This window comes from uncultured Prevotella sp. (assembly GCF_946407605.1).
In the GTDB taxonomy this organism is placed as follows: domain Bacteria; phylum Bacteroidota; class Bacteroidia; order Bacteroidales; family Bacteroidaceae; genus Prevotella.
Genome location: NZ_CAMJOS010000016.1, coordinates 73398 through 87115, shown reverse-complemented (window position 1 = coordinate 87115; position 13718 = coordinate 73398). Strand labels below are relative to the sequence as shown.

Here is a 13718-nt window from a genome sequence, read left to right as displayed (position 1 = left end):
CAAGAAAAATTTCGTTATCGCACACAATTTTTTGTCGCTCTTGATGTAAGTCAAACCACAAAATGACTTACACCTTATTTATATATATAAAGAGACAGAGAAAAGAGGTCTTATTGATAGCGAGCAAGCAGTTCCTTCTCGTCATGCCGGGTCTTTTCAAGAAACTGACGATAGGCATCGCTATCAGGATGGAAAGGACGATGGGCCAAAGCCTCCTTGATAGGCTTCCACTCCTGAAGGAACTGTTTAGCACGAGGACTAAAGTACACTTCAACAAATTGCTGCCATATATACTCCACCGCCTGATCAGAGGGGTGAAGCATGTCGGGCTGATAGAAACGGTAGTCGCGCAACTCATCGAGCACTATCTCATAAGCAGGGAAATACGAGACGGACGACTTTTCTTTCGTCAGCTGGTGGGCTGCCAGCAACAAGGTTGCTTTCGACAACTGACTACCTTGATAGCCATACTTAGCATAGCGGATAGGGCTGACAGTCAGGACGATGTGCACATCCGGGCAACGGCGATGCAATTCATCTGCTGCCTGCGAAAGATAATCGACACACTGGTCAATGGTGAGCTCTTCCTCCTGAAAAAGGTTCTGCGGACGCTTCTGACAGTTATCCACTATCTCGCCAGTTTCCTTAAGACGATAGACGTGATTGGTGCCCAACGTAAAGAACACAATACGAGGAGCCGCATCACACCGCTGAACAGTATGAAGGATGGAGGCGGGATTGTACATCACGCCAAAAGGATTCACCGTGACGGGAAAACGTTCTTCCTCAAAGCGATAACCAATTTTGTCGGCAAAGCATGACCCCACAAAGAGAATCGACTCAAGAGGTTCTATCTGAAAGTCGGGCTTAGGTATATTGACAACTGTACGAAACTCCATCATCGATTCAACTTCTACTAATCTGTAATCCAGTATGTGATAGCGACATATCGACAAAGCGTGCATTGTCGTTAATTCTATTCTCCATGAGAATCTTTTTGATACGAGCAGCCGCCTCCGGATCTTTCGCTACCATATAAAGGTAACCGCCGCCCCCAGCGCCAGGCAGTTTATAGCCCAGACATAAGTCGTCGATTAATGCCGTCTGGCGACGCACCGCTTCAGGATTAGTACCACTATCCAGCAACTGATTCTGCTCCCATGTCTGCCTTACCAACTGTCCCATCTGCTGGAAGTCCTGTCGCTGAAGGGCTTCATACATATTCATGGCATGGTCTTTCATCTGGCGCAACAGAGCGAGCTCATCTCTATTATTCAGGAACATACGACGTACTATCTCGGCAAGAATCTGTTTGGCTGTACGGGTAATACCAGTATAATAAAGCAAATGACACTGACGATATTCCGGAGAGTTATAGATATCTGAAGGCAACCATCGCACCAAGGGATCTTGTATGAATCCGCTCTGTGTTTGCAGCAGTTTGACACCGCCCAGAACGCCACCAAACTGATCCTGCCAGCCGCCACCTGTAGTGAGAAGCTGTTCTAACACTAACGTACGGCGACCTATCTCATTCTTATCCCATGCCAATGCACAGAAATCACTTACTGCACCCAGCACCGTAGCAGCCAGAATGGAACTGGTGCCCAAGCCGCTACCTGCAGGTACTGCAGACAGCAATGTCAACTCGATGCCGCTACCAAAAGCCTCCAGTTGCGCCTTCAACGAGGGGAAACGTTCCACAGAGAACGCAGGTGCAAAGCCTGCCAAAGCCAGGGCAGCCTTAGGAATGGAGAATGGCGACCCTACCCTATTATATTGTTGCAGCTCTTCGTAGGTTTCTACCACCTCGGAAGCTCCTAAGTCGATGCTTCGTAATATGATCTTGGGGTCATTAGCCGGTTTGACATAGACCTGCAAGGGCGGCTGACCATTCAACTCAATAGCCAGATTGACAACATTACCACCTTCCAACAGACAGTAAGGTGGTGTGTCCGTCCATCCACCTGCGATATCTATGCGAACAGGACTACGTCCCCATACTATCTGGTCACGATAGACAGAGAGACGAGGCTGCTGTGGCTGTGCCAACACCTGACTAGTAAGTCCCTCACGCAGCAAGCCGAAAGCCTGTTCTCGGTTACCGCGGAACATGGCATCATGGATGCGGGTCATCAGTGGAGCCTCCTCTGGAAGAGGTTCGGGCATAGGAATATGATTCGCATCAAACTCACGGGCAGCATCATCAAGATCAAGCTGATAAAATACGCTATGCTGCCAGTTGAGTGCCAACGCCGGCCACACATGGCTGCGGAAGACGGCTCTTTGTTTGAAGAGCCTTTGGAGATTGGCCTCTGACGATATCTCCTCAGCGCTCATCAGACGCAAAACATGAGACATATCTCCCTTTAGATAAGCCTCAATATCTTCGAACCTCAGCACAGGGAACTGTTTCCGCTGCTGTTCTGCGCCATCAAAGCGGTCATCTATATGATAGCAGCGTACCACATATTTATCAGAATCAATAGGTACAACATCTAGACACTGTCCAGGTTGCAGAGAGACCTGCCATTCATTCCTAGGCACTCCCGTCACGATATGATCAGACGTTAGTTGCCAACCTTTTGCTATATAGCTGTTTTCAATCCAAATATTGGTATTCTCAGCAGAGAAAGCAATATCCATCATCGCATTCTGCACAAAGATTGAAGGATGCGGTTTGCGGTCGTTGTGCATGATAAGTCGTTGGTCAGACACCACATTCTGCAGCTTCATCGTTGAAGAGATCATCTCACGCGACGTACCGAAATGATAAAACTCCCCACCTGCCAATGGTACGATAGCCACCGACAGCGCATTAAGTTCTGGATCGTCAATGGCGGGATTGGTACCCAGCGTAAGGCCGAACTCTGAATAAAGGTCGTAAGAGGTTATGGGACTCATAGAGTCCATGGGACCTATGGGGTTCTCTTTGAGACATTTTTTCATCAACAGTTTCACGGCTCTGTCGCTAAGCAGCCATACGCCAATATCGGTGAGATAAAAATGCTGTTGCTGCAAGGCCTGCAATTCTTCCACACTAGGCTTCTGAAGCATCTGCTTTAGAACCTGTGGTGTACGACGATCAGAAACAAAGACGCCATGATTCTTTGCTACACTGGCATCGAGCCATAGGCCATAGCAGATAACATCGGCATGCGGCACTGGACCGACAGGCTGAGACGTACGGACCAGCACATCACCACTGACAACCATTGTGTGGACATCATCGGGGGCCTTATCCATCATCTGCTCATAGAGTGGCAACTGTAGAGACAACAAATCCTGAGATAGTCGCTGTCCACGCTCCCAACGGAACACTGGTATCGGCGTCAGGATTTTACCTGACGGCGCATACGACGGCAGACGTCTGCTCTGTCCACCGGCATGCAGCAAGATGCGCTTGTCACTGGCCAGCCATTTATCGAACGAGGCGCCATGCTCAGCTTTGCAAGCCTGCTGTAACAGCCAGGCCGTACCACCGCCGCTACCTATACGATGCCCTTCTGGGTCGCAGGTACAAAAGAACTCATCGGCAGAAAGGCCTGTGATATGATGAAATACTGTTGTGCCATCATCATCTTTTCTAACCAGATTAGGTGGCAGGGATAGAAGTTTTTTCATTTCCTTTCGCTATTTGCCTGCAAAAATACAAAAAAACAACAAGAAAAGCCTCTGTTATGAAAAAAATATTGTAATTTTGCCGACAATTAACAGCAAACCAAACAGCAACCTAAGAAATGAAACCGAGCATACTGACCAAAGACGGTATCAACTTTCTGGTACCATTCATTCTTATCACATCATGCTTTGCCCTTTGGGGATTTGCCAATGACATGACCGGCCCTATAGTCAAGGCATTCTCAAAGATTTTCCGCATGAGCGTCACCGAGGGCGCCTTAGTACAAGTTGCCTTCTACCTAGGCTACTTCGCAATGGCTTTCCCTGCCGCCATGTTCATTCAGCGTTATTCGTTCAAAGTGGGTGTGCTGGTGGGACTGTCGCTCTTCGCCATAGGCTCATTTATGTTTTTTCCTGCCAAGATGACAGGCATGTACTATCCATTCCTGCTGGCCTACTTTATCTTGACTTGCGGTTTGTCGTTTCTGGAGACATCATGTAATCCTTATATCTACTGTATGGGCAGCGAAGAGACTGCCACCCAACGACTCAATCTGGCGCAAGCTTTCAATCCTATCGGGGCATTGATGGGTATGTACATAGCTATGCAGTTCGTACAAGCCAAGATGAGTCCGATGACTACAGAGCAACGCATGAGCTTGTCGGACCTGCAATTTGATAATCTGAAAGACAACGATCTCAGTGTACTGATTGGTCCCTATCTAGGTCTTGGTGCCGCCTGTTTGATATTATTAGTGCTTATCAGAATCCATAAGATGCCGAAGGCCGGCGAGACAAAAGCCAACAAGAGCATTGCCTCCGCTTTTAGGGAACTGTTGAGGATAGAGAACTATCGCGAGGGTATCATTGCCCAGTTCTTTTATGTTGGTGCCCAGGTGACTTGCTGGACCTTTATCATACAATATGGAACGCGAGTTTTCATGGAAGAGGGAATGGATGAGAAAAGCGCAGAGATTCTCTCGCAGAAATATAATATCATTGCTATGATATTCTTCACCGTAAGCAGGTTCATCTGCACATGGTTCCTGAAATACATCCCTGCAGGGCGTCTACTGTCACTCCTTGCCATTGTTGCAATTGCTTTGGTATCAGGCGTCATCCTATTTACCGGCCGCGACGGTCTCTATTGTCTGGTGGGCATATCGGCCTGTATGTCGTTGATGTTCCCGACCATCTATGGAATAGCTCTACGCAGCGTAGGCGACAATGTCAAGTTTGCTGGCGCAGGTCTCATCATGGCTATCCTTGGCGGTTCAGTATTCCCGCCACTTCAGGCTCTGATTATAGACTCTGACATCACACTGTTCGGTGTCTCTTCCACCAACCTGTCATTTATCGTCCCCTTCATCTGTTTTATTGTGATAGCCATTTACGGCCACAGGGCTTACATCAGGCATTATATCTTGCCACCAGACTCAGAACGGCATGTATAAAACAAGAGATGGGAGACCTCAAAAAAGTCTCCCATCTCTTTCTTTCTGATAACAAGTCAGATATTCGCTTCCTGAAAATCAAGGTCAGCCTCTACGACGAAGCGTACCTCATCAGCTTGCAATTTCGGCATACCTTCAGCCACAGCCTGACGACACAGATAGTCTGACACCTCATCGATATCCACATCTACCTCGTCATCATTAGACTCCAAAATACCACTCTCATAGAAATAGGTGGCAATGGTGTCTATAATCCATTCCAGCTGGGCATCGCTATACAGTTCCTTCAGGTCAGTAGGCAACTGCTCACGGATAAAGGCTATCTCGCGGCGGGTTTCCTCCATATCCTGCAGCAACTCCTCGTCAATACTTGCCATCTTAGAGTAATGCTTCTATTTTCTCTTCGAATTTTGCCTTCGACTGAGCGCCGACCAGTTTGTCGACCTGCGCTCCACCTTTAAAGAACAGGATAGTAGGAATATTACGAATACCGAACTCGGCAGCCAGTTCCTCATTTTCCTCTACATCGCACTTTCCTACGATGATCTTTCCATCGTATTTCTCTGCCAGTTCAGACAGGATGGGTGACACCATGCGGCAAGGACCACACCATGTAGCCCAGAAATCCAACACCAAAGGCAGTTCTCCATTTTTCAGGGCCTCAAAGTTCTCGTTTGTGATCTGTACTTCCATAACTCTATTAATTTAAATGATACATAAATGATTCTCTCAATACACTAACAGCAAATGCCATGCCAAGATGGGCAGCTAATTAATCTTATAGTCCAATGCGGGTTTCGAGTCAATAAAATCGATGAGCTGGTGCTTCACGTCAACCATTTTAGTTTTCGAATGCAACAGTACATGATGCTTACCCAAAGAGTCATGCAACCGGAAGAACAATTGTGTCTTTCCAGGATGCTCCGCAATAATCTCATCCAGTTCTTCGACCACCTTGTCATCTATTTGATCGGTAATTACCGTGATGGTGATATGATCAATTGCCTTCTCCTTAACCGACTGCAACAATTCCACATTGACGACCTTCAGTTCTTTAACGTCGGAATTATAGAAACGTGACTTCATCTTACCTGTGATATAAACTGCGGCTCCTACAAAGAACTTTCCGTTGAGGTTGAACCAGTCATCACCAAAGAGAGCGAGTTCACCCGACCCGTTAAAATCCTCAAGGGTTACCAACCCCCAAGGTTTATTGTCTCTGCCTGTCTTAGTTTGAACAGCAGTAACAATACCTCCCAACGTAATGTCTTCACGGTCCTTCAATGCAGCCCCTCTATCAGCCAATTCTTCACAACGAGCATTACAAAGATTATCAAGAATGATACGGAACTCATCAAGCGGATGGGCTGACAGATAAATACCCACCAGGTCACGCTCCTTGTTCAGACGTTCTATATCACTCCAACGCACATCTGTCTTAGGCACTGGCGGCGTAGCAATCTCCACATCGTCGAAGCCACCAAATAACGAGTTGACAGCCTGCTGTTTTTCCAATTGATAAGTCTGGCCATAGCGCACCAACGTATCGAGGAAAGCCTCACCTTTATTGTTCTCGGCAAAGAAAGCCTCACGGCGTATGCCAAAGCTATCGAAGCCGCCGCTGAGTGCCAACGACTCATAAGCCTTACGGTTGACGCTGGAGAATGGCACACGCTGTGCAAAGTCATAGATATCCTTATAGGGACCGTTCTTCTCGCGCTCATCAATAATTGCCTGAGCAGCACTGTCGCCCAAACCCTTAATTGCCGCCAAGCCAAAACGTATCTCACCTTTCTTGTTCACACCAAACTTCTGGTACGACTCATTCACATCAGGACCAAGCGTGGCAATACCCATTGCCTTACATTCGTCCATCAGCTTGGTAATTTCCGTTATCTGGTCACGTCGACGACTCATGATGGCTGCCATGAACTCGGCAGGATAGTTTGCCTTCATATAAGCCGTTTGGTAAGCCACCCATGAATAGCAGGCAGCATGCGACTTATTAAACGCATAAGATGCAAATGCTTCCCAGTCGGCCCATATTTTCTCCAACACCTTCGGGTCATGTCCGTTCTTCTTACCGCCCTCAATGAACTTCGGCTTCATCGCATCTACGATATCCTTTTTCTTCTTACCCATGGCCTTACGCAGGGCATCGCTCTCACCTCGGGTGAAATCAGCCAACAGACGCGACAGGAGCATCACCTGCTCTTGATAAACCGTAATGCCATAAGTATCCTTTAGATATTTCTCCATGATGGGGATATCATAGGTAATAGGCTCCTCACCATGCTTACGGCGAATGAACTGCGGAATATAACTCATGGGGCCTGGACGATACAAGGCGTTCATGGCGATGAGATCCTCGAAGACGGTAGGTTTCAGTTCTCGCAGATATTTCTGCATACCTGCCGACTCAAACTGGAAGGTTCCGACGGTACGTCCCTGTTGATAGAGCTCATAAGTCTTGGGATCATCAATAGGTATGGTGTCAAGGTCTACATCTATACCCAACGTCTGTTTGATATTTGCACAGGCCTCCTTCAACTCCGAAAGTGTCTTCAATCCCAGGAAGTCCATCTTAATCAGTCCCGTCGACTCAATGACATGTCCGTCATACTGAGTGCAGTTGGTCTTTGTATCCTTAAAGTCAGGGTCATCGGCAGTTGACACAGGAACCCAGTCACTGATAGGATCACGACAGATGATAAAGCCACAGGCATGAATGCCAGTACCACGAACGGTACCTTCAAGCATCTTAGCATATTTGATGGTATTAGCCAGGGCAGGATCAGGAGAAGCCTCTGCCTCACGCAATTCCGGCACTGCCTTGATGGCATTGGCCAGATTCATCTTCGGCGTCTTACCGTCAACATCTGGCAGACGGTCGGGGATGGCTTTACATAAGGCGTTGCTGATAGCCAATGGCACCTTCTCTACACGGGCCACATCCTTAATAGAGTTCTTCGTGGCCATAGAAGCATAAGTAATGATATGGGCACAGTTCTCATGTCCATATTTATCTTCTACCCATTTCAGCACCTTACCACGTCCGTCATCATCGAAGTCAGTATCGATATCAGGCAACGATATACGGTCGGGATTCAGGAAACGCTCAAACAGCAAATCATACTTCAGCGGGTCAATCTTCGTAATTCCCAGACAATAGGCCACCACACTACCAGCTGCGGAGCCACGTCCTGGCCCCACCATGACATCCAGTTCATCACGTGCCGAGTTGATAAAGTCCTGCACGATGAGGAAGTAACCCGGGAAGCCCATCGTCTTCATGATGTGTAGTTCAAACCGGATACGGTCCTCCACATCCTGCGGCAATGGCTCGCCATAACGGCGATAAGCGCCTTCATACGCCAGTTTAGCCAGATAATCAGCCTCGAACTTGATGCGGTAAATCTTATCGTAGCCACCCAGCTTCTTAATCTTCTTCTCCCCTTCCTCTGGTGCCAACTGGTTCTCGCCATTCTCATCACTGGTAAACTCCTTATACAGGTCATCCTCCGTGAACTTCTTCCGCCACTCGTCTTCCGTACCAAACGACTCCGGAATGGGGAAGAACGGCATGATGGGGTCATGGTCCAAGCTGTAGATCTCTACCTTATCAAGAATCTCCAACGTGTTCGACAAAGCCTCAGGAACATCACTGAATATCTCATTCATCTCTGCCTGAGTCTTAAACCACTCCTGCTTAGAGTAGAGCATACGAGTAGGATCATCCAGGTCCTTACCCGTTGAAAGACAAAGCAAATGATCATGAGCCTCGGCATTTTCTTTATCCACGAAATGCACGTCATTGGTACAAACGAGCTTGATTCCATACTCACGTGCCAATTCTATGAGCACCCTATTGGCCTGCTGCTGCAGAGGAAACGTCTCACGATTGGCACGAACTGACGGGTCCTTCACCTCATGGCGCTGCAGTTCCAGATAGTAGTCATCACCAAACACACGATGATACCATTCTATAGCCTCACGAGCCCCAGCCATATTACCATCCAGGATCTTCTTAGGCACCTCACCAGCAATACAGGCAGAGCAAACAATCAGTCCTTCATGATATTTCTCCAAGTCTTCACGGTCGGTACGGGGACGCATATAATAGCCATCGACCCATGAGTTCGACACTAACTTAATCAGGTTCTTATAACCCTGATAGTTCTTTGCCAGCACAATGAGGTGATAGCCGCTTTGGTCCTCCTTGCCTCGTCGCAACGTCTTAGAACCATTTCGCGACACATACATCTCGCAGCCAAAAATCGGCTTAAAGGGTTCCAGACCCTCTTTCTTCCGGTCTTTGTTGACACCATTCACGATGTCATGAAACTCTTTGATGCCGAACATGTCGCCATGGTCGGTAATGGCCATGCCGCGCATGCCGTCCTTGATGGCCTTGTCTACTAGATTCTTAATCTTTGACTGTCCATCAAGTATAGAATAATATGTATGTACGTGTAAATGTATGAAATCTTCCATTCCTCTCTCGCAGATTGCTATTCTTTTTCTCTTACGAATAATTTTTCTGCAAAGTTAATCATTTTTCCTTAAACAAACAAGACGGATGCAGGAAAAATATTCTGCATCCGTCTGAACACTTTATTCAGTAGACTGACCTTATGGTCTACATGAACCTTTAATCATCTGATGACCACCTTCGTTCCTTCAATGATATAGACACCACGAGGCAAGGTCTTGCGAATCTGAGCCACAGGCATTCTGCGAGCTACCAGACGGCCCTGAAGCGTGTAAACATCCACTTCCGACTTGCCAGCAAGGATGGTGGCAATGCCAGACGTAATATCTGCAGTGTAAACCACATCATGAGCAGGCATAGTTACATAGGTAGCATCGCTTACCCAGCCATTGAAGGTCCAGCCGTCCTCACTATAAGTACGCAGCTGGATGGGAGCCTCGTATGCCAAGCTATCACGCTGCCATTCCTTGCCATGTACCATATAGATAACAGCATAGACATTACGATCCCACTGGGCGGTGAATGTCATATCCTTTGCAGGAACTGTGGCAGGAACAGCTGGATCCCAGCCTTTGAACGTGAAGCCTACCTTCTCCGGGGCGGCAGGAGCCGTCAAATCAGTACCATAATCCTGAGTCTTCACGACATCCTCAGCACCATTGTCGAAGACAAACGTCATCTTGTACTGGTTAATCGAGAACTGAGCTGTGAATGTCAGGTCGTTAGCAGGCATCGTCACAGGCACCTCTGGAGTCCAACCAATAAAGGTATAACCTTCCTTTGTCGGATCTGTCGGTTTCTCGATGGGAGCACCGTAAGCAACATCCTTCACCGTTGACTGACCTTCGACAATCCATGTCACCTTATAGATATTACGTTCCCACTGAGCAGTGAACGTCATATCAGATGCAGGTACCGTTGCAGGTACAGCAGGATTCCAACCCTTGAACGTGAAGCCAACCTTCTCCGGGTCGGCAGGAGCCGTCAAATCAGTACCATAATCCTGAGTCTTCACGACATCCTCAGCACCATTGTCGAAGACAAACGTCATCTTGTACTGGTTAATCGAGAACTGAGCTGTGAATGTCAGGTCGTTAGCAGGCATGGAATCAGGTATCTCTGGTGTCCAACCGGTAAAAGTATAACCTTCCTTCGTCGGGTCTGTCGGTTTCTCTATAGGAGTTCCATAGACCACTTCCTTCACCGTTGACTGACCTTCAACAATCCATGTCACCTTATAGGTATTGGGCTGCCATTGGGCAGTGAATGTCATGTCAGATGCAGGAATGCTGTCAGGCACTTCAGGATTCCAGCCCAAGAAGGTGCATCCAGTCTTTGTAGGATTCTCTGGAGCTGTCAGCGGTGTCATATACTCCTGAGTGATAACCACATCCTCCTCACCATTACCGAGTACGAAGGTCATCGCATACGAGTTGATAGCGAAACGTGCAGTATATCTCAAATCCTGTGCCGGCATCGTCTCTGCCACCTCAGGTGACCAACCCAGGAAGGTATAGCCAACCTTTACAGGATCAGCAGGCTTCTTGATGCTGTCTTCATAAGCATAATCAACCTCGGTGCTCACGCCCTCAATAATCCACGTCACCTTATAATGGTTACGTGACCACTGAGCAGTAAACGTCTGGTCTGATGCTGGCATCTGCTCTGGAACGGCAGGATCCCATCCAGTGAATGTGAATCCTTCCTTCTCAGGATCAGCAGGCTTAATGATAAAGGATTCGAACGGAACCACAGACTCGGTGCTCACCGTATCGACCACCCACGTCAGCTTGTAGCTGTTACGCTGCCACTGAGCGGTAAATGTCAGGTCAGATGCGGGAGTCTTCTCAGGCACCTCAGGACTCCAGCCTGTGAAAGTAAAGCCTTCCTTCTCTGGATCTGTCGGTTTGTTAATATCAGCCTCATAGTCATACTCAACTACAGTGGCCTCACCATCAACAATCCACGTCACTTTGTAGGTGTTACGCTGCCATTTAGCAGTGAACGTCTGGTCTGCAGCTGGCATCTTCTCAGGAACGGTAGGATCCCATCCTGTGAAAGTAAAGCCTTCCTTCGCGGGGTCTTCCGGCAGGGTGATATAAGAATCGTATGCCACAGTCGACTCGGTGCTAACGCCGTCAACGACCCAAGTCAACTTGTAGTTGTTGCGCTCCCAAATGGCGGTGAATGTCATGTCAGTAGCAGGAACCTTTTCTGGCAAAGCAGGATTCCAACCTTTGAAGGTAAAGCCTTCCTTCTTCACGTCATCAGGTTCCGTCAACGCTGTGTTATAGAGCTGTGGTATGACGACATCATTCGAACCATTATCCAGCACGAATGTCATGTTATAGGACTTCGGTGCGAAAGTAGCCGTCAATGTCGAGTCTTGAGTAGGAGCAAAGACATAAGGATTCACTGCAGTTTCGTTAGACCAGCTAACGAACTGATATCCCTCATTGGGCTTTGCTGTCAGCGTAACAAATGTACCTTTGGCATACTTACCGCCACCAATCACAGTACCCTTCTCTTCATCGGCCGAAGACACTGTGATAGTGTAAACAGGTGTCAATTCGTCCCAGAAGTAAACGTCGTGCGCAGGTACTGTGGTATACAACTCAGCCTGATCACACTTCCAACCATTGAAGATGTCATCATTCTGAGGAACATAATTCCAAAGACTGATGAGCTGTCCATAGTTCAGCGAGTCGCGATGTTCTTCTTTACCATTAATTACATATACAATGGCATAAGTATTGACACCAAACATGGCCGTGTAGATCACATCCTCTGCTGGCATACGCTCTGGCACGACAGGTGTCCAGCCCTTGAAGGTATAACCTTCCTTTTCAGGATCTGCCGGCTGGGCAATAGGTGTATCATACAGCAGAGTTGAGCTCTTGCTTTGTCCGTCAACAACCCACGTCACGGTATAGCTATTGCGTTCCCACTGGGCAGTAAACGTCATGTTTGTAGCAGGGATATTTTCTGGAATCTCCATATCCCATCCAGCAAACGTGAAGCCTTCCTTCTCCGGGTCGGCAGGAGCCGTCAATACAGAGTTATAGTCCTGCTTGATAACGAGATTTTCTTCACCGTTGTCAAGGACGAACGTCATCGCATACTGATTGATTGCATACTGAGCTGTATAGGTAGCATCCTGAGCAGGCATGGTCTCAGGTACTTCAGGCGACCATCCGGCAAAACTATAACCAGTCTTTGCAGGAACTGCTGGGATGTTGAGAACATCCTCATAGGCATAGTCCACCTCGGTGCTCTCACCTTCAATCACCCACGTCACTTTATAGTGGTTACGCTCCCACTGTGCCGTGAAGATCATATCCTGTCCTGGTACCGTCTCTGGCACTTCAGGTTCCCATCCTAAGAAAGTAAAACCCTTCTTTCGGAAGTTTGCCGGCGCAGCCAGAGGTGTGTTATACTCAAGGTCTGCCAACACCTCATTTTCCTGACCATTATCCTTCACGAATGTCATGGTGTACTTTCCAATAGCAAACGTAGCAGTCAATTCTGCATTACCCGTTGGAACATATACATAGGGGTTGTCAGTTGATCCGTCAGACCATTTGACGAATACGTGACCCTCAACAGGTTTTGCGGTCAGCGTCACAGGAACGCCCTCAACACATACACCGCCACCTTTCACTGTTCCCATTTCGGGGTTAGCCGAATTCACTTCAACAGTACAATAGATTACAGCTTTGTCAACGTTAAAGACACGAGGGGTAGATGGCATGCCGATAACGGCATCAGGTGTGAAAGCGAAACTCTCGTCGGTCACCTCTGCCACTTTTCCCGTCGCCTTGTCATATAACTTGAAGATAACAAATTCTCCTTCTTTCACATTGCTGTAAACACGCAGATAACCGTACTTCAATGGCTGCCCGCTGGCGTCTTGAGTATCAACAAACTCACCCACGCCACGACACTCATCGTTTACGATAGCACCCACCTCGTATTTATCAGCTGGACTTTCAACAAGCTGACTATTGTTTTTCAACACGAAGTAGACTGTCATATCGTATTGGTACTGGCGGTAATCAAAAGTGAAGTGCGTCTGGGCACTGAGGGCCGGAGCCCACAGTGCCATAATCAGACATACCAGTATTTTTTCAATGAACTTTGTCATGGTCGGA

The 13718-nt window shown here is 47.8% G+C and carries 7 protein-coding genes; 1 reads left to right on the top strand and 6 read right to left on the bottom strand.

The window, feature by feature from the left end:
* Positions 1 to 110: 110 nt before the first annotated feature.
* On the bottom strand, positions 111 to 899 hold the full coding sequence (locus Q0R57_RS08475) for a GSCFA domain-containing protein (protein WP_294745990.1): 789 nt from the start codon (positions 897 to 899) through the stop codon (positions 111 to 113).
* Positions 900 to 906: 7 nt separating this feature from the next.
* The gene (locus tag Q0R57_RS08470; RefSeq protein WP_294745984.1) at positions 907 to 3624 is read right to left on the bottom strand and encodes a bifunctional fucokinase/fucose-1-phosphate guanylyltransferase; all 2718 of its coding nucleotides are present in this window, start codon (positions 3622 to 3624) and stop codon (positions 907 to 909) included.
* A gap of 116 nt (positions 3625 to 3740) precedes the next feature.
* Between Q0R57_RS08470 and fucP the strand changes: the two genes are divergently transcribed.
* Positions 3741 to 5075: an L-fucose:H+ symporter permease gene (gene fucP / locus Q0R57_RS08465; protein WP_294745981.1), complete on the top strand. Its 1335-nt coding sequence runs from the start codon at positions 3741 to 3743 to the stop codon at positions 5073 to 5075.
* 56 nt (positions 5076 to 5131) lie between these two features.
* Here the strand turns inward: fucP and Q0R57_RS08460 are convergent, their stop codons facing one another.
* From Q0R57_RS08460 to Q0R57_RS08445, 4 genes are all read right to left on the bottom strand, one after another.
* Positions 5132 to 5452: a hypothetical protein gene (locus tag Q0R57_RS08460; protein ID WP_294745978.1), complete on the bottom strand. Its 321-nt coding sequence runs from the start codon at positions 5450 to 5452 to the stop codon at positions 5132 to 5134.
* 1 nt (position 5453) lies between these two features.
* The gene (trxA, locus tag Q0R57_RS08455; RefSeq protein ID WP_294745975.1) at positions 5454 to 5768 is read right to left on the bottom strand and encodes a thioredoxin; all 315 of its coding nucleotides are present in this window, start codon (positions 5766 to 5768) and stop codon (positions 5454 to 5456) included.
* Positions 5769 to 5843: 75 nt separating this feature from the next.
* Positions 5844 to 9569, bottom strand: a complete 3726-nt coding sequence (dnaE, locus tag Q0R57_RS08450) for a DNA polymerase III subunit alpha (RefSeq protein WP_294745973.1) — start codon at positions 9567 to 9569, stop codon at positions 5844 to 5846.
* 161 nt (positions 9570 to 9730) lie between these two features.
* Entirely contained in the window at positions 9731 to 13711 is a 3981-nt protein-coding gene (locus tag Q0R57_RS08445) for an InlB B-repeat-containing protein (RefSeq protein ID WP_294745970.1), read from the bottom strand.
* Between the last annotated feature and the right edge of the window lie 7 nt (positions 13712 to 13718).

Excerpts from the sequence above, each read along its gene's own strand:
- Q0R57_RS08445 (WP_294745970.1), bottom strand. The coding sequence starts at position 13,711 with ATGACAAAGTTCATTGAAAAAATACTGGTATGTCTGATTATGGCACTG.
- fucP (WP_294745981.1), top strand. The coding sequence starts at position 3,741 with ATGAAACCGAGCATACTGACCAAAGACGGTATCAACTTTCTGGTACCA.
- trxA (WP_294745975.1), bottom strand. The coding sequence starts at position 5,768 with ATGGAAGTACAGATCACAAACGAGAACTTTGAGGCCCTGAAAAATGGA.
- Q0R57_RS08470 (WP_294745984.1), bottom strand. The coding sequence starts at position 3,624 with ATGAAAAAACTTCTATCCCTGCCACCTAATCTGGTTAGAAAAGATGAT.
- Q0R57_RS08460 (WP_294745978.1), bottom strand. The coding sequence starts at position 5,452 with ATGGCAAGTATTGACGAGGAGTTGCTGCAGGATATGGAGGAAACCCGC.
- dnaE (WP_294745973.1), bottom strand. The coding sequence starts at position 9,569 with ATGGAAGATTTCATACATTTACACGTACATACATATTATTCTATACTT.
- Q0R57_RS08475 (WP_294745990.1), bottom strand. The coding sequence starts at position 899 with ATGGAGTTTCGTACAGTTGTCAATATACCTAAGCCCGACTTTCAGATA.